Annotated in this window: 13 protein-coding genes and 1 pseudogene; 2 read left to right on the top strand and 12 right to left on the bottom strand. The window is 35.3% G+C overall.

Annotation, left to right across the window (positions count from 1 at the left end; genetic code table 11):
• Positions 1-22: 22 nt before the first annotated feature.
• Together BOQ64_RS00450 and uvrA are read right to left on the bottom strand one after the other, a co-directional pair.
• On the bottom strand, positions 23-730 hold the full coding sequence (locus BOQ64_RS00450) for an alpha/beta hydrolase (RefSeq protein WP_228448014.1): 708 nt from the start codon (positions 728-730) through the stop codon (positions 23-25).
• 230 nt (positions 731-960) lie between these two features.
• Positions 961-3753, bottom strand: coding sequence for an excinuclease ABC subunit UvrA (uvrA, locus tag BOQ64_RS00445; RefSeq protein ID WP_129056987.1), 2793 nt, complete (start codon positions 3751-3753; stop codon positions 961-963).
• Positions 3754-4390: 637 nt separating this feature from the next.
• Between uvrA and BOQ64_RS00440 the strand changes: the two genes are divergently transcribed.
• Together BOQ64_RS00440 and BOQ64_RS00435 are read left to right on the top strand one after the other, a co-directional pair.
• A complete protein-coding gene (locus tag BOQ64_RS00440; RefSeq protein WP_129056989.1) occupies positions 4391-6202 on the top strand; it encodes a TonB-dependent receptor plug domain-containing protein in 1812 nt (603 codons plus the stop codon).
• A gap of 71 nt (positions 6203-6273) precedes the next feature.
• Entirely contained in the window at positions 6274-6990 is a 717-nt protein-coding gene (locus BOQ64_RS00435; RefSeq protein WP_129056991.1) for a DUF2490 domain-containing protein, read from the top strand.
• Here BOQ64_RS00435 and BOQ64_RS00430 read toward each other — a convergent pair.
• The 10 genes and pseudogenes from BOQ64_RS00430 to BOQ64_RS00385 form a co-directional block, all read right to left on the bottom strand.
• Positions 6987-7433, bottom strand: a complete 447-nt coding sequence (locus tag BOQ64_RS00430) for a phosphohydrolase (RefSeq protein WP_129056993.1) — start codon at positions 7431-7433, stop codon at positions 6987-6989. The two genes, BOQ64_RS00435 and BOQ64_RS00430, sit on opposite strands and share 4 nt — an antisense overlap.
• Positions 7434-7513: 80 nt before the next feature.
• Positions 7514-7849 (bottom strand): YegP family protein, encoded by a 336-nt coding sequence (locus tag BOQ64_RS00425; RefSeq protein WP_129056995.1) that lies wholly within the window; start codon positions 7847-7849, stop codon positions 7514-7516.
• A 144-nt stretch (positions 7850-7993) separates the two neighbouring features.
• Positions 7994-9768: pseudogene (locus BOQ64_RS00420) on the bottom strand (acyl-CoA dehydrogenase family protein).
• A 113-nt stretch (positions 9769-9881) separates the two neighbouring features.
• Positions 9882-10250 carry a four helix bundle protein gene (locus BOQ64_RS00415; protein WP_129056999.1) on the bottom strand — a complete coding sequence of 123 codons (369 nt, stop codon included), beginning with the start codon at positions 10248-10250 and terminating at the stop codon, positions 9882-9884.
• 51 nt (positions 10251-10301) lie between these two features.
• Positions 10302-11480 (bottom strand): acetyl-CoA C-acyltransferase, encoded by a 1179-nt coding sequence (locus BOQ64_RS00410; protein ID WP_129057001.1) that lies wholly within the window; start codon positions 11478-11480, stop codon positions 10302-10304.
• A 105-nt stretch (positions 11481-11585) separates the two neighbouring features.
• Positions 11586-12050, bottom strand: a complete 465-nt coding sequence (gene tnpA / locus BOQ64_RS00405) for an IS200/IS605 family transposase (protein WP_129057105.1) — start codon at positions 12048-12050, stop codon at positions 11586-11588.
• Positions 12051-12153: 103 nt separating this feature from the next.
• Positions 12154-14547 carry a 3-hydroxyacyl-CoA dehydrogenase/enoyl-CoA hydratase family protein gene (locus tag BOQ64_RS00400; RefSeq protein WP_129057002.1) on the bottom strand — a complete coding sequence of 798 codons (2394 nt, stop codon included), beginning with the start codon at positions 14545-14547 and terminating at the stop codon, positions 12154-12156.
• A 52-nt stretch (positions 14548-14599) separates the two neighbouring features.
• Positions 14600-15052 carry a MarR family winged helix-turn-helix transcriptional regulator gene (locus BOQ64_RS00395; RefSeq protein WP_129057106.1) on the bottom strand — a complete coding sequence of 151 codons (453 nt, stop codon included), beginning with the start codon at positions 15050-15052 and terminating at the stop codon, positions 14600-14602.
• Between the two features lie 165 nt (positions 15053-15217).
• Positions 15218-16141 carry an ABC transporter ATP-binding protein gene (locus tag BOQ64_RS00390; RefSeq protein WP_129057004.1) on the bottom strand — a complete coding sequence of 308 codons (924 nt, stop codon included), beginning with the start codon at positions 16139-16141 and terminating at the stop codon, positions 15218-15220.
• 92 nt (positions 16142-16233) lie between these two features.
• Positions 16234-16611 (bottom strand): GxxExxY protein, encoded by a 378-nt coding sequence (locus BOQ64_RS00385; RefSeq protein WP_129057006.1) that lies wholly within the window; start codon positions 16609-16611, stop codon positions 16234-16236.
• Positions 16612-16881 lie beyond the last annotated feature (270 nt).

The raw sequence follows: 16881 nt of genomic DNA, 5'->3' as shown, positions 1-16881 counted from the left end.
TCTTAAAAAGGTAAAGAAACCTTTAATACTGGCGTTCTTCAAGGTATTTCAGAATAAAATCATTCAATATTTTTTTTTCTTCATCACTACCTTTATTATCCATATGACTGTGGTTGATTGTTGTGGATTGAATCGTCATGTGGTACTTTTTCTGTTCTTCTTCGGTAGGCAGCACCCCTTCATCAGCCGGATAATCATTGGATCGTAAAGAATATATTTTAGGAACGGCAGTTCTTGGAAGAAACATTCTGCGATTATCCATGGTAATTATTTTATGCACCAGATTAGGATGCTGATTTCCAAATAAAGCCACCATATCTCCACCATTGGAATGTCCAATTAGGGTAAGGTGTTTATAATCCAGCTCCGGATTCGTTTTTTTAAGCTCATTCAATACATATAATATATTGTCGGAACCGCTTTGCCAGAAAGGTCTTCTTACTAACTGCAGATTTCCTTCTACAGGTAGAGGAGCATCAGTAGTCTGTTCATGTTGAATACTGACTGTGAAATATCCTTTTGAGGCTAATTTCTCCGTTAAATAAGAATAAACAAAGTAATCACCTCCTTTATTAAATCCATACCCATGATTAAAAATAACGACCTGCTGATTGGTCATTTTCTTATTTGTTTTTGGCAGATAGTAAGCAACAGGAATTTTACGGTTTCTGTTTTGGTCGAAGAGAGTTAATGTATCTCTTTTTACTTCATATTCATGATGTGAGTTCATGTTTTTCTTTACAGAACAATGAATAAGAATCACGAGAACTGGAAGTAAATATGTTGCTTTTTTGAATGTCATAGAAAATGGATTGATTACAAAAATCTGAATTTTCCTGATATAAAGCTCTTGCTTTGGAAAAACTTTTATAAATGTAAACTTAAAAAACAAAAGGGTAGTAAAAAAACAGCTCTATCTATAAAAATAAAATAGAGAGCTCAATGGCTCTCTGTTTTTATTTATTTTTCAAGTTTTTCCTTGATGTATTTTGCGGTATAAGATTTTTTGTTTTTAGTCAGGTCTTCCGGAGTTCCGGCAAAAACAACCTCACCACCATGTTTTCCTGCTTCCGGGCCAATATCAATGATGTAATCAGCACATTTGATAATATCCGGCTGGTGTTCAATAACAATAACAGAATGACCAAGATCAATTAATGCCTGCAATGATTTCAACAGCTTTTGAATATCATGGAAATGAAGACCTGTAGAAGGTTCATCGAAAATAAATAATGTTTTGTCTGTAGTGACTCCTTTCACTAGGAATGAAGCCAGTTTCACACGCTGAGCCTCACCACCGGAAAGAGTAGAAGAGCTTTGTCCCAGTTGTAAATAACCTAATCCTACTTCCTGTAAAGGTCTCAGTTTGGTCACAATTTTTTCTTCGTTGTTATCTTTGAAGAATTCCAGAGCTTCATCCACAGTCATGTGAAGAATATCAGAGATACTTTTCTCATCAAACTTCACTTCAAGGACTTCACTTTTGAAACGGGTACCTTTACAAACTTCACATTCAAGCTCGATATCAGCCATAAACTGCATGGAAACACTGATGACTCCTTCACCTTTACATTCATCACATCTTCCGCCGTCTACGTTGAAAGAGAAATGTTTAGGTTTATACCCCATCATTTTGGCTACTTTCTGTTTGGCAAAAAGATCACGGATATCATCATAAGCTTTCAGATAGGTTACAGGGTTTGAACGAGAGGATTTTCCAATAGGATTCTGATCAATCAGTTCAATATTTTTAATGAGCTTTTTCGGGAATTCTACAGAATCATAATCTCCTTTTTTACCACCCATTCCTAATTGAATCTGAATGTCATTGGTGAGAATTTCCTTCATCAAAGTAGATTTTCCACTTCCTGAAACTCCTGAAATAACGGTTAAACTCTCCAAAGGAACGTCTACATCAATATTTTTAAGGTTATTTTGGCGGGCCCCTTTAATATGAATCCATTCTTTTGCTTTTCTTCGTTTCGTCGGAACTTCTATTTCCAGTCTTCCTGTAAGATATTCTGAAGTAAGTGTATTGGCTTTTTTCAGATCTTTATAATCTCCTGCAAAAACAAGTTCTCCACCAAGATAACCAGCTTCCGGGCCAATATCAATAATATAATCGGCAGCATGCATCACATCTTCATCGTGTTCTACTACAATTACGGTATTTCCTAAATCACGAAGGTTTTTTAAGACTTCAATAAGGTTTTCAGTATCCTTGGAGTGCAACCCGATAGAAGGTTCATCCAATATATAAATAGAACCTACCAAAGAACTTCCTAAGCTTGTTGCCAGGTTAATTCTCTGACTTTCTCCTCCGGAAAGAGTATTTGATGTCCTGTTGAGTGTTAAATATCCTAATCCAACTTTCAATAAGAATTCAAGTCGGGTAGTAATTTCGTATAATAATCTCTTCGCAACTTCTTTGTCGTGGTCGGATAATTTTAAACTGTTGATCATTGGAGCAAGTTCATCCAATGGAAGCTCAATCATTGACTGGATATTATGTCCGTCAACTTTTACCCAGCTTGTTTCTTCACGTAATCTCAGTCCTTCACAGGTAGGGCAGAGCGTTTTTCCTCTGTATCGGGAAAGCATAACTCTGTACTGGATTTTATAAAGGTTTTCTTCAAGCATTTTGAAGAAATTGTTGATGCATGGGAAATTGCTTTTACCATCACCTTTCCAAAGGAAATTTTTCTGTTCTTTGGTTAATTGATGATAAGGTTTATGAATAGGGAAGTCTCCCGCTTTTTTAATGAAGTCTTTTTTCCACTCACTCATCGTTTCTCCTTTCCAGCAGACTACAGCGTCTTCATAGATGGATAATGTTTTGTTAGGAACTACCAGGTCTTCATCAATTCCGATTACTTTTCCATAGCCTTCACAAGCCGGACAGGCTCCGTACGGGTTATTGAAGCTGAAGAAATGAACATTCTGCTCAAGAAATTCCATTCCATCCAATTCAAATTTATTGGAAAATTCTTTTACCTTTTCGGTGTCTGTATTTTTTAAAGAACAATAGCCACGGCCTTCATAAAATGCCATTTGAATAGAATCAGCCAGTCGCTGTAAAAAGCTTTCATCTTCTTCATAAGAAAAACGGTCAATCACAAGATTGATCTTCATTCCTTTTTCCGGAGCAAATCCGAAGCTTTCCAGATCTTCAATTCCTGCTAGATTTCCGTTGATCTCAAGTCTTGTGAAACCAGCCAGTTTTAAAATATTCAGGGTTTCCTTAAAATTATCAGCATCATATTCCAATGGAGCCGTTAATAAAAAGGAAGTGTCTTTTTTAGAAGCCTTAATGAAATCAACTACGTCAGAAACGGAATCTTTTTTCACTTCTTCTCCTGAAACCGGAGAAAATGTTTTTCCAATTCTTGCAAACAAAAGCTTCATATAATCATAGATCTCTGTAGATGTTCCTACTGTAGAACGTGGATTGGATGAAATGACTTTTTGCTGGATTGCGATGGACGGTGCAAGTCCTTTAATGTCATCCACCTTAGGCTTTTCTAATTTTCCTAAAAACTGGCGGGCATAAGAACTTAAGCTCTCAACATATCTTCTCTGTCCTTCTGCGTAAATGGTATCGAAGGCAAGAGATGACTTACCGCTTCCTGATACTCCTGTAATAACAATCAGTTTGTTTTTCGGGATCAGGACATCTATATGTTTCAGATTGTTAAGATGGGCATTCTTAACGAAAATCTGTTTTTTTATATCTATTTCTGTAATATCAGCCATATTTTGTTTATTCATAAAATCAACTGTACAGCCTTGTAAACTGCCGGTTAATGGTGTTTTCCGGATTATTCCGGGGTGTCATCAATTGAACATTCAAATTATTTCCAGATTCAGCTGAAATAGACAACATAGTTGCAGGATGTTGTTCAAAATGCAGTTGAAAAAGAATGTTTTTGCCGTAAAATTAAGACCCACAAAATTACGAATTTTTAGCGAAAATTATATGCTTCTCTTATGACTAAAATTATATGAAAAAATAAAAAAAATAGAAGAATGATATCCCAATTTGGAGCTCATAAAAATGGTATTTTAGATCTGTTTTGTGGAATTATTATCTTTTCATAAGTTGTTATTATTGAATTTTAAACAGTTTTTGATCTTTTAACAGGTTTTTTTATTTGGGTATTGTTTTATATTTTAAAATTATTTAAAATTGTATTCATAAATATGTAATATAGAAATGAGAAAATTATTCAGAGATCTAGTTACACATTTAATGAGAAAAAGATAGAATACTCCCTCAAAAGACACAGACGCAGCATCTACGCCGCGTCTTTTTTTATGACAAGTATCATTTGCCTGTCTTCATGAACTCCCTTACTTTTGAACCTTGTTAAAAGAAACTACGGAAACGATTATGATCAAAAAGATAGGAAGTGTTTTTTTTCTGGGATCTTTACTTTTGGTAAACGCACAGGAAAAGACTACAGATATTGAAAACATTGAATTTCAGGGGAAATTTATCTCTACACCATACAAAAGTGCTAACCAGAATATTACTGTTATTACCAAAGAAGATATTGCCAATGCTCCATCCAAAAGTATTGATGAAATCCTTCAGCAGGTTCCGGGTATGGATATCAGAAGGAGAGGATCTAATGGAGTTCAGAGTGATATAAGCTTCCGTGGAAGTTCATTTGAACAGGTTCTGCTATTATTAAACGGAGTAAGAATCAACGATTCTCAAACGGGACACAATTCTATGAATCTTCCTGTAGATCTTGAAGATGTTGAAAAGATTGAGATCATAAAAGGACCTGCTGCCAGACGTTTTGGACAGAATGCTTATGCCGGAGTCATTAATGTGATTACCAAACCTGGAGTAGGAAAAAAAGTTAAAATAAGTGCAGAAGGTGGTGACTACAGCTCTTATAGTTTAGGGTTCAATGCCCAGATGGGAAATGAGAAATTTGCCAATACTCTTCAGGCTAATGCTTCAGGATCAGAAGGATATATGTATAATACGGATTATGAAATCAGAAACGTATTCTACCAGGGAAAACTGAATATTAAGAATGGAGATGTGAGGCTTCAGGCTGGTTTTTCTGAAAAGAAATTTGGGGCTAATGGATTTTATGCATCTAAAAGTGCTATAGATCAGTATGAAGAAATGCAGGCTTCCATTGTAAGTGTGGCGCATCAGCAGACGTTTGGGAAATTAAAGCTTAATTCTAATGTATATTGGAGAAGAGGGCAGGATATGTATCTTTATAACAGGCAGAAACCTTCCATTTACAGGAATATGCATATCGGGAATAATGTAGGTGGAGAGATTAATTCAAGTTACCAGTGGGGATTGGGAACTACCGGAGTGGGTGTGGAACTGAGAAAGGAATTTCTTGTAAGCAGCAATTTGGGTAATCCGAACCGTTTTGTTTCTCAGGTTTTCTTTGAACACCATTTTTCACTATTAGATAAAAAATTAAACATCAGCCCAGGAATTTCATGGGCAAACTATTCTAAAGAAGGTAATTTCTTCTATCCAGGATTAGATGTGGGGTATAATTTCAATCCGAATAATAAAGTGTACGGAAATATTGCCAAAGTACACCGTATTCCGACCTTTACTGATCTTTATTATGTAAGCCCGCAGGAGCGTGGTAACCCAAATCTGTTACCTGAAAATGGAGTTTCATCTGAGATAGGATATCAATATCAGAATCAAAAGATTTTAGCTAAAATCAGTGGGTTTTTAAGAGACTCAAAAAATTCTATTGACTGGATAAAAAAGGATATTAATGATAAAACTTGGATTGCTGAAAATGTTGGGAACATCAAAATCAAAGGAATAGAAACTGAGATTAATTACAAAATGAACAACTGGCTGAAAATGATGGCAGGGTATACCTATATTGATGGTAAGTTTCAGAAATCCAATGAGTTTGTTTCAAAATATATTATGGATAATCTGAGACATCAGTTCATTAGCAAGGTGGAAGTAAAGTTCCTGAGAGGTTTCACAAATGAATTAGTTTACAGATATAATGAAAGGCAGAATTTAGGAAGTTATCAGCTGTTAGATAACAAACTAAGCTTCAGTAAAAAAGACTATTCAGTATATGTTCTAGTGAATAATATTACCAATACAAAATACACGGAAGCATTTGGAGTTGAAATGCCGCAAAGGTGGTTCCATATTGGTTTTTCTTATACAATCAATATGAAGTAAGTGTTAATTTAATATTAATGAAAGTTAATATTAACAAATTGTTAAAAAATATACATTTGCAAAAATTTTTTATGAAACGGTTTTTAGGTTTAGGTCTACTTCTTAGTCTATCTTTTTTCAAAGCACAGGAACATGTTTCCAGCTTCAACGCAGTGACTCTAACCTATAAGTTTCATCCTAAATTCTTCATTTATGGAGAAGGGCAATTGAGAGGTAACGAAGATTATACCTACCCTGATTATTATGAAATAAAAGGGGGATTAGGGTATAATCTTACCAAGAATCACAAACCATTTGTGGGGCTTGGAAGATACGTCAACTATAAGGATAAAAAATTAAGCAGAGAAGAATTCAGGGTTTGGCTTCAGGATGTCATTGATGTTAAAAAAGGCATCGTGAAGTTTGAAAACCGTTTCCGTGTGGAGAAAAGCTGGTTTTATGAACCACAAATTGATAAGACTTCTCAAAGAATGCGTTACCGTTACCGTCTGAATGTAAGTGTTCCTTTAAACGCTAAAACAATCAAAAAGGGGACTATTTTTGCCAATGCTTATGATGAGCTATTCCTGGTAACCCCGATGAAGCCTACTTTTGCCAGAAACAGAGTCTATGGCGGTTTCGGCTATCAGATCGATGATTATTTCGGAATTGTAAGCGGATACCTTTGGCAGCGTGAATTTGAAGCAAAAGGAAATAAAAACTTACATTTCATTTATCTGGCCTTAAACATCAATATTGATGGTACAAATCATGAGGTTAAAACGTATGATTTCCCTGGTGCAGATTAATATTTCTCTATCAGATAACGATAGGCTTTAAGATATTTATTGAACCTTTTAATGTCCTTAGGAGTAAGCTCACGGTTTACTCTTCTAAGGTCCATATTATCACGAAGGTCATTAAGCTTTACGGCAACAGCCAGAGGAGATCTTTCTGTTCTCTTGACAAATTCATCGTAATCTTCTTCAGGATCAAATTTAGTAAGGCAGCTGATGGCAAAAATGATGTATTCCGGAAAGCCCTCAGTTCTTAAATAATCCAGACTGAATTCTATCGGATGGTCTTCCACCACGTCATGCAGAACACCCACAATTTTCTCATCCATCGTTTTACCGTATTCCATTACGCGCATTACGTGTGCAATGTAAGGAGCGTGGTATTTATCAGTTTGCCCTTTATGTGCCTTATCGGCAATTTTTATAGCTCTATGTAGTAATTCTTCTTTTGTCATTTTTTCTATGAAAATAGAGTACAAAAATAAAAAATGCCTTAAAAAATAAGACATTTTTATTGAGATTATTTAATATTGTTTTACAAGTTTGTTTCTTCCTCTACTGAGGCATTGGGAGCATTGTTTTTAACAGATTCTATTCCGTTTTCCATACCATTATCTGATTCATACATCTGGCTGGTTCCGATAATCTGCCCGTTTCCGGCTTTAAGGTTAAAATAACATCTTCCATCTCTGGCGGTATTTCTTTCAAATTTGGCATCTTCCTGTGCATTAGTTTTTACAGAACTGATTCCATTTTCGCAGGATGGTTTTGTACTGTATCCCTGACTTGTTAAAATGATCTGTCCGTTTACAGCTTTAAGGTTAAATTGAAATTCGCCATTGGCTCTTTTAGAAATAATAAATTTTCCCATATGTTTTATTTTGAGTTACATGGTTTTAGCTAAAATAAAGTTAGGAAAAAATATTGAAATCTGAAATTCTTTGAGACTTCTGTAAGAACAATAAAAAAACGCCCCAAAATGGGACGTTTTGAAATCAAATTTATGTTATTAAGACTAATAAGTTCCTTTTTCAATATAGTGAGCCGCTACTTTTTCAGTTAATGCCACTACATTCGGATGATTAGTATACTTAGTGAATCTTCTTAATCCTGAAAGCATCATTCTCTGCTCATCTCCTTCAGCGAAAGAAATAATTCCTTCTTTAGCTGCTACGATGATTTTCTCAACAGCTTTGTAAAGGTTTAATTGAGCCATTGCTGCTTCTACAGAATCAGGAGAGAAATGTTTCTCAGCTCTTAATACTGCAGATTCTGCCATGTAGATTTGGTTAAGGATTTCAGAAGCATTCAATAATAAGTGTTGTTGCTTTTCAATATCCATCATATATTTCTGAAGAGCAGCTCCGGAAACCATAAGGAATACTTTCTTAAGGTTTGCGATAATTGCTTTCTCTTCGCTCATGAATGCTGAATAATCAGGAACTTCAAATGAAGGAATACCCATCAATTCTTTGCTGATTGCCATTGCAGGAGATAAAAGGTCTAATTCACCTTTCATTGCTCTTTTAATAAGCATTCCCACCGCTAATAATCTGTTGATTTCGTTTGTTCCTTCATAGATTCTTGAAATTCTTGAATCTCTCCATGCAGCTTCCATTGGAGTATCTTCAGAGAATCCCATACCTCCGTATACCTGGATTCCTTCATCTGCAGTGTGCTGAGCAAGATCAGAAACAAATACTTTAAGGATAGAACATTCTACAGCGAATTCTTCAACACCTTTAAGCTCTGCAGCCTGATGATCCATTCCACCTGCTACCAATTCGTCAATTTTATCCTGAACGTTTTTCGCAGCTCTGTAAGAACCAGCCTCACTTACAAAAACACCTGTTGCCATTTCAGCAAGTTTCTTTCTGATGGCTCCGAAAGTAGAGATAGAAACTCCAAACTGTTTTCTTTCGTTAGAATACTGGATAGAGTGGTTTAAGATTCTTCTTTGTGCATCTAAACAAGCAGCTGCTAATTTAATACGACCTACGTTCAGTGCATTTAAAGCGATTTTGAAACCATTGTTTCTTTCTCCTAAAAGATTCTCTACAGGAACTTTCATATCATTGAAGAAAACCTGACGGGTAGAAGAGGCACGAATACCTAATTTGTGTTCTTCTTCACCGAAAGTTAAGCTTTCAGGATTCTCCAACTCAGATCTGTTGATGACGAAACCTGTGATGTTTTATCATCATCAATTTTAGCGAATAAAGTGAATGTGTCTGCAAATCCTGCATTAGAGATCCACATTTTCTGACCATTGATGATATAGTGTTTTCCATCCTCAGAAAGCTTAGCTCTTGTTTTTCCAGAGTTGGCATCAGAACCAGCATCCGGTTCAGTTAAGCAGTAAGCTCCGAATTTTGTTCCAGTAGCTAAGTCTGGAAGATATTTTTTCTTTTGCTCTTCAGTTCCGTAAAGAACGATTGGCAAAGTTCCGATTCCTGTGTGTGCTCCATAAGCTGTAGCCAATGAACCTGTAGTTCCGGAAAGGTAGTCGCAAGCTAACATCGTCGTTACAAAGCCCATTCCAAGACCTCCGTACTCTTCAGGAACTGCAATACCTAACATTCCCATATCACCAAGTTTACGCATCGTTTCTTCAGTGAATGCATAATCTTTCTTTTCGAAACGTTCTCTTTGAGGGACAACCTCTCTATCTATAAATTCCTTCGCCGAATCACGAAGCATTTTTTGTTCTTCATTCAGTTCTTCAACACTGAAAATTTCGTTTGCAGGAATTTCCTTGATCAGGAATTCACCTCCTTTTAATGTAGCCATATATTATTTTGTTTTTATAATTTTTTGAGACTTTTAGATAATAGACGGATAGATGATAGATTTTAATGCTAACTGTTTTCTTTCTGTCTATTATCTCTTCGTCTATTATCTTATTAATCCTTATTCAAAGTATTTTGAAATACCATTGTTGCTTTTTGAAATTCTTCAATTTTAATTTCAAAGATTTCACTTTTTTCGTCAGATAAATATTTTCTGTGATTTGCTAACAATATCTGTGTCTGCAATTCAAATGATGAACCTAAAGAAATATCTAAAAAATGACTGAATGACTTATTCGTTCTACTTGAACCCTCGGCTATGTTTGATGGAATTGAGATTGCACATCTGTCCATTTGACTTTTCAAACCATATTTTTCATGCGGTGGAAAAGTATCTGTTAGATCTAATGTACTTTTTGATAATTCCAAAGCCAATTGCCAGATTTTAAGTTTCTTAAAATTATGTCTTTTGAAATTAGCCATGCATTTCTAGTATCTTCAAGTCTATTATCTATCTGTCTATTATCTTACTGTCTATAACAATTCAAAAATAGAAGCTGCTCCCTGTCCGGTTCCTACACACATAGAAACCATTCCGTATTTATTTCCACGTCTTCTCATTTCGTCAAGAAGCTGAACGGTTAGTTTAGTACCTGTACATCCTAGCGGGTGACCAAGTGCAATTGCTCCTCCGTTTACGTTTAAGATATCGGGATTTAAACCTAATTCTTTCTTAATTGCCACTGATTGTGATGCGAATGCTTCGTTTAGCTCGATCAAATCGATGTCTTTTAATTCAAGACCTGCCTGTTTAAGGGCCTTTGGAATAGCGTAAACTGGCCCCATACCCATGATTCTTGGTTCAAGACCTGCTGCTGCATACGCTGCTAATCTTGCTTCCGGCTCAAGACCTAATTCTTTTACCATTTCTTCACTCATTACTACTACGAAAGCAGCACCATCACTCATCTGAGAAGAGTTTCCGGCCGTTACACTTCCTCCGTTAGCGAAAACAGGTCTAAGTTTAGCCAAACCTGCAAGAGAAGTATCTGCTCTTGGCCCTTCATCCACAGAGAAATCAAATTTCTTAGTCTGTAATTTCTGATTTTCATCTAAGAAGTTATATTCTACAGGGATCGGAACAATCTGGTTAGCAAATTTGCCCTCCTGATTAGCTTTTAAAGCTTTCATGTGAGATTCAAAGGCAAACTGATCCTGTTCTTCTCTGGTAATATTGTATTGTTTTGCTACTTCTTCAGCAGTATAACCCATTCCCCAGTAATAATCAGGGTTTGTTTTAGCGATATCTGTTTCAGGAACCGGCTTATAACCACCCATTGGGATATAAGACATAGATTCTGTACCTCCAGCGATGATACAATCAGCCATTCCTGCCTGAATTTTTGCAGAAGCAATAGCAATCGCTTCACTTCCTGATGCACAGTATCTGTTTACTGTTACCCCAGGAACTTTATCTGTATTTAGACCCATTAGGGAAATCAAACGGGCTACGTTTAATCCTTGCTCTGCTTCTGGCATTGCATTTCCTACGATAAGGTCATCAATTCTGTTTTTATCTAATTGCGGAAGCTCAGCCATTAATTTTTCAATAACGGTAGCTGCCATTACGTCAGGACGTGTAAAGCGTAGAGAACCTTTTGGTGCTTTTCCTACTGCTGATCTGAATCCTTTTACGATGTATGCTGTTTTCATTTTTTTGTTTAATTAAATTGTTTTTGAAAGATTTTTGCCTCATAGAGGTAAACTGTTCATAGATCTGTTGTTTTGCAAGCTGTGGAGCTCCGTAGGAGCGACCTGTTAGTCTTCAATCCATTCAAATAAATATTTTGAATTATATTCAATTTCAAATTTTGACATAAAATCCAGATATTCTTCTCTAAAAGTTTTCTTTTTATGGTGCTCTTCCTGGTTTAAAATATATTTTACAACCGAATCAACACTACTTTTAGAATAAGAAAAAGCTCCGTATCCTTCCTGCCAATTGAACTTTCCATTGATCCATCCTTTTTCATTGATGAATTTTGAAGAACCCGCTTTGATATCCCTTACTAAATCTGAAACTGACAAGGTCGGATTCATACTTACAAGGATATGAACGTGGTCTGGCATTGCAAAAACTGCGAATAATTTTTGATTTCTGTTAGAGACTATACCTGTAATCAATTTATGCAATTCTTCTCTGTTTTCTTTGGTAATAAGATTTTCTCTTCCTTTTACTGCAAAAACAATTTGAATATAAATCTGTGTATAGGTATTGGCCATAAAACTAACATGATTTGGTATTATCAGGTCGCCTCTACGAGGCTCTGCCATTTCTAAAAATTATTCGTTGTCTAGTAACAGTTCGCTCCTACGGAGCTCCCTATTAGTTTCTCAATGGCTTCCCATTTTGTAACATATACTGAATTCTCTCTAAAGTTTTTCTTTCACCGCAAAGCTGAAGGAATGTTTCTCTTTCAAGGTTCAATAAATACTGCTCAGTAACAACTGTTGGTTCAGATAAGTTTCCACCTACCATTACGTTGGCTAGTTTGTCTGCAATTTTCTTATCGTGCTCGGAGATGTATTTTCCTGTTAACATCTGGTCTGTTCCTACGTAGAACATTCCTAATGCATCTTTACCAAGAACTTTTACTTTCTGCTCAATTGGCTGAGTATATCCTTGCTCTGCTAATAGTTTTGCTACTTTTTTAGCTTCTGCAATCTGTCTGTTTTTGCTTACGGAAACAATGTCTTTTCCTTTTTCAAGGATTCCCATATCGTAAGCTTCATAAGCTGAAGTCGCTACTTTGCCCATTGCAATGTTCATGAAGGCATCACGAAGTCTGTTGTTTTTCACATCATCACTGTGGAATTCTCTGGAAGTTCTTAAAGCAAGTTCTTTAGTACCACCACCACCAGGAATTACACCCACTCCGGTTTCAACCAGTCCAATGTAAGTTTCTGCTGCTGCAACCACTCTGTCTGCGTGCATAGTCATTTCACATCCACCTCCTAAAGTCATTCCATGAGGAGCAACTACTACAGGAATAGAGGAGTAGCGTACTCTCATCATAGATTTCTGGAAGTAAGCAATCGCCATATTTAAATCATCCCAATCCTGCTCAATAGCCATCATAAGGATCATAGCAAGGTTAGCTCCTACAGAGAAGTTTGCCCCTTGGTTTCCTACAACTAATCCGTCGTATTCTTTTTCTGCTAAATCAATAGCTCTGTTTAATCCATCTAAAACTTCGCCTCCAAGAGAGTTCATTTTGGAACGGATCTCGAAGTTGATGATACCATCACCTAAATCAAGAATAGCTGAACCTGAATTGCTCCAAAGAGTTTTATTTTTTCTGATGTTATCAAGGATAATGAAGGCATCCTGTCCAGGAATTTTGTTGTATGCTCCTGAATTTTTGTCAACATAAATGCTTTGCCCTTCATCGTTAACTTTATAGAATGTTTCTACATTTTTAACCCAGTCAGAGACTTCATATCCGGCATCTTTAGCCAGTTCAATACCTTTTTGAACTCCTACAGCATCCCAGATTTCAAATGGACCATTTTCCCATCCGAAACCAGCTCTCATAGCGTCGTCAATTTTGTAAACTTCGTCAGAAATTTCAGGAACTTTATGAGAAACATAAGCGAATAATGCACCTAATGATTTTCTGTATAGTTCACCAGCTTTATCTTTACCGCCGATTAATACTTTGAATCTGTCGATTGGCTTATCAATAGCTTTTGTTAATTCTAAAGTAGGGAATGATGATTTTCCTTGAAGTTCATATTCCAATGTATCAAGGTTCAGTCCGTGAATTTCAGATTTACCTTCTGCATTTTTCACTTTTTTATAGAATCCCTGCTCTGTTTTTGAACCTAGCCATTTATTATCCATCATTTTCTGGATATAGGCAGGAAGAGCAAATACATCATTAAAGTCATTCGCTTCAACACCGCTTTGGCGAACTCCGTTAGCCACCATTACTAATGTATCAAGACCTACAACGTCAGCAGTTCTGAAAGTTGCAGATTTTGGACGTCCGATTACAGGACCTGTTAATTTATCAACATCAGAAACTGTAAGTCCTAATTTCTGTACATTATGAAGAAGATCCATCATAGAGAATACTCCGATTCTGTTGGCGATGAATGCAGGAGTATCTTTTGCTAAAACGGTAGTTTTACCTAAGAATTTAGCTCCATAGTTCATATAGAAATCAATGATTTCCGGATCTGTATCGTTAGTTGGAATAATCTCAAGAAGAGGAAGGTATCTTACCGGGTTGAAGAAGTGAGTTCCTGCAAAGTATTTTTTGAAATCTTCGCTTCTTCCTTCTGTTAAAAAGTGGATTGGAATCCCAGAAGTATTGGAAGAAATTAATGTTCCCGGCTTTCTGAACTGTTCAATTTTTTCGTAAACAGACTTTTTAATATCAAGTCTTTCCACTACTACTTCAATAATCCAGTCTGTATTTTTAATTTTTGGTAAATCATCATCGAAGTTTCCGATTTTGATTCTATCTGCAAACTTTGGTGAATAAAGTAGTGCAGGGCTAGCTTTTTTAAGTTTTTCGAAGTTTTCAGTAGCAATTCTGTTTCTCACTACCTTATCTTCTTTAGTCAAACCTTTTTTCTGTTCAGCTTCAGTCAATTCAAAAGGAACAATATCCAAAAGTGACACTTCCACCCCAATATTGGCGAAGTGAGCTGCGATACCGCTACCCATAATTCCTGAACCAAGAACCGTTACATGTTTGATTCTTCTTTTCATATCTATTTTTTTATTATTTATAGGGTTATATGAACTTGCAGTTCATGATCATTTATTTTCTATGGTTTAAGAGTTCATTGGCTATTTTCATGATCTCAGTCATCACATCTTTAAAAGTATCCATCTTTTCTGGACTAATTTTCTCCATTACTTTTTTATTAAAGTTGACAACAACTTCCTTAGACATGTTTCTGGAATTTAGACCTTTATCTGTAAGTTTGATAATCACCTCTCTTTTATCTGTGGTGGTTTTTTCCTTATAGATATAGCCGTTATCTTCCAGAAGTTTGATAATTCTTGTGAGGGAAGTGGGTTCTATGGCCATTTTAGGTCCAAGATTCGTACTTCGCGTACCTTCTTTGGGATCAATTTTAAGAAGAGTGAGGGCTTGTACTGCTGTGGAATCATGTTCCTGAGCCAATTCTGTGTACATTTTAGAAACAGCCAACCAGGTCTGTTTTAAAATTAAATCTACGTTTTCTATTTTTTCCTTATTATTATCCATCATTTTTGCGCTAATGGTTTTACCCAAATTTAGTAAATATTATGCATGCATAATATTTATTAACGTTAAATTTTGTTAATAAGTTGATAGTAAACAAGTTAAATTGTATGATTTGCATAATACTATGCATGCATAGTATGTGAAATAATCAAAGAAAAGTATTGATTAATAAATGTTTCCAATGAAATTTATGATTTCTTCAAAGGATTCGCATTGTTGTTTCTGGGAATCGTTAGTAATTACCCAAAAACTGTTCTGAAATTCAAAATTAAGAGAAGAAAGGTCTTTTGCGAAGTTTTTTTGAAGCAAAGAATACAGCATTTCCTTCTGAACCTGCGGTGCAGAGATATGTGGTGGAATAAAACTCTCATGTATTTGAAATAAAGAGGCATTCGTCAGTTCATCATGTTGAAGTAATAGATCTTCTACAATTCCTGAATGAAGCTGCGAGTCTTTTACGTACCATATTTTATCTGCAAATTCTTTAGCTAACCGCCAATCATGTGAAGAAAACAGAATGAGTTTATTCTGTTCTTTAGCCAATTTTCTCAGCGTTTTAAGAATAATAATTTTATTTTTCTCATCCAGATGAGTAGTAGGTTCATCCAGTATAATAACAGGAGAGTTCTGTGTAATGGCTCTTCCAATAAAGGCTTTCTGAAGATTCCCATCCGAAAGATTCTTAAGAAGCGTGTATTTGTATTGTCCGAGATCCAACACTTCAATAATATAAGCTACTTCTTCACGGTCTTCCTTTTTCAATTCAAAATAAAAAGGGTAGTAGATGTATTTTCCCAAAGAGATAAGATCTTCCACTGTATAATGCTGCGGAATCACCGATTTAGAAAAAACAATGGCGATATTTTCAGCAATTTCTTTTACGGAAAGCTTTTTCACATTCTTACCATTGATCAGTATTTCTCCATCTAACAAGGGAATCTGATGGAGAATAGACTTAATTAAAGTGGTTTTTCCAACCCCATTATTTCCAATCAATAAGCATACATCACCAAGTTTCAAACCTGCATTAGCATTTGAAATTAATGTTTTATTATATCCAATATTGGCTTGTTTGATCTCTAGTTGCATATTTGATGTTGGATAAAAAAGCAAAGGTGCAAATTGTTTTACAAAAATACTCTTTTAGGATACAAGGAATTTGACTTTATTTTGTTTTTTATTTATAAATGATTGACAACTCTCATGACTCCATTTTTAAAAACATCTGATTGAAAATTAAGTAACATTCCTAGTTTACAATGAGTCATTTTTAAATACGTTAAAAGTTGTGCCTTATGAACCGGGCTGATGAAGTCTACTGTTTTTATTTCTAAAATGACTTTGTTTTCTATTATTATATCAAGTCTGAATGCATTTTCAATTTTCAAATCCTCATAAATAATGGGAAGCATTTTTTGTCTCTCTACTGAAAATCCCGATTTTGTTAGTTCATAAAATAGACATTCTTCATAAACGTGTTCAAATAATCCTGATCCTAACTTTTTATGAATTTTTAAACCGGCTTCAAAAACAATTTTTGATAATTCATTTTCTGTCATTTGTTGTGTTTTTATACTTATAAATATAAGGATTGTTGGAGAAACGTAAAGACACAAAGGATTATCATAAATATTGCGTTTTTTTTAAGGCGCAAGAAAATCAAAGATTTTCAGCAAGCGAAGTGTCTTATTTTTATGCATCATTAAATTTTATCAGAGATAAAATCTTTGCGCCTTAAAGTATTAAGCAGGTAAAAACACTTGCGCCTTTGCGTTTCCAACAAAGATTTACACTTTATTCTGCTTCAAAAGTATCAGCAAGATCATCTG

Source organism: Chryseobacterium sp. CH25 (genome assembly GCF_004119455.1).
Taxonomy (GTDB): domain Bacteria; phylum Bacteroidota; class Bacteroidia; order Flavobacteriales; family Weeksellaceae; genus Chryseobacterium.
The sequence above is the reverse complement of the archived record's forward strand: the minus strand, read 5'-3'. Positions and strand labels throughout refer to the sequence as shown.

Bases quoted from the DNA above. Each gene is read 5' to 3' on its own strand.
- BOQ64_RS00450 (WP_228448014.1), bottom strand. From the start codon at position 730: ATGAACTCACATCATGAATATGAAGTAAAAAGAGATACATTAACTCTC.
- BOQ64_RS00415 (WP_129056999.1), bottom strand. From the start codon at position 10,250: ATGGCTAATTTCAAAAGACATAATTTTAAGAAACTTAAAATCTGGCAA.
- BOQ64_RS00425 (WP_129056995.1), bottom strand. From the start codon at position 7,849: ATGGGAAAATTTATTATTTCTAAAAGAGCCAATGGCGAATTTCAATTT.
- BOQ64_RS00385 (WP_129057006.1), bottom strand. From the start codon at position 16,611: ATGACAGAAAATGAATTATCAAAAATTGTTTTTGAAGCCGGTTTAAAA.
- BOQ64_RS00440 (WP_129056989.1), top strand. From the start codon at position 4,391: ATGATCAAAAAGATAGGAAGTGTTTTTTTTCTGGGATCTTTACTTTTG.
- BOQ64_RS00395 (WP_129057106.1), bottom strand. From the start codon at position 15,052: ATGGATAATAATAAGGAAAAAATAGAAAACGTAGATTTAATTTTAAAA.
- BOQ64_RS00400 (WP_129057002.1), bottom strand. From the start codon at position 14,547: ATGAAAAGAAGAATCAAACATGTAACGGTTCTTGGTTCAGGAATTATG.
- BOQ64_RS00410 (WP_129057001.1), bottom strand. From the start codon at position 11,480: ATGAAAACAGCATACATCGTAAAAGGATTCAGATCAGCAGTAGGAAAA.
- BOQ64_RS00390 (WP_129057004.1), bottom strand. From the start codon at position 16,141: ATGCAACTAGAGATCAAACAAGCCAATATTGGATATAATAAAACATTA.
- BOQ64_RS00435 (WP_129056991.1), top strand. From the start codon at position 6,274: ATGAAACGGTTTTTAGGTTTAGGTCTACTTCTTAGTCTATCTTTTTTC.
- BOQ64_RS00430 (WP_129056993.1), bottom strand. From the start codon at position 7,433: ATGACAAAAGAAGAATTACTACATAGAGCTATAAAAATTGCCGATAAG.
- tnpA (WP_129057105.1), bottom strand. From the start codon at position 12,050: ATGGCCAATACCTATACACAGATTTATATTCAAATTGTTTTTGCAGTA.
- uvrA (WP_129056987.1), bottom strand. From the start codon at position 3,753: ATGGCTGATATTACAGAAATAGATATAAAAAAACAGATTTTCGTTAAG.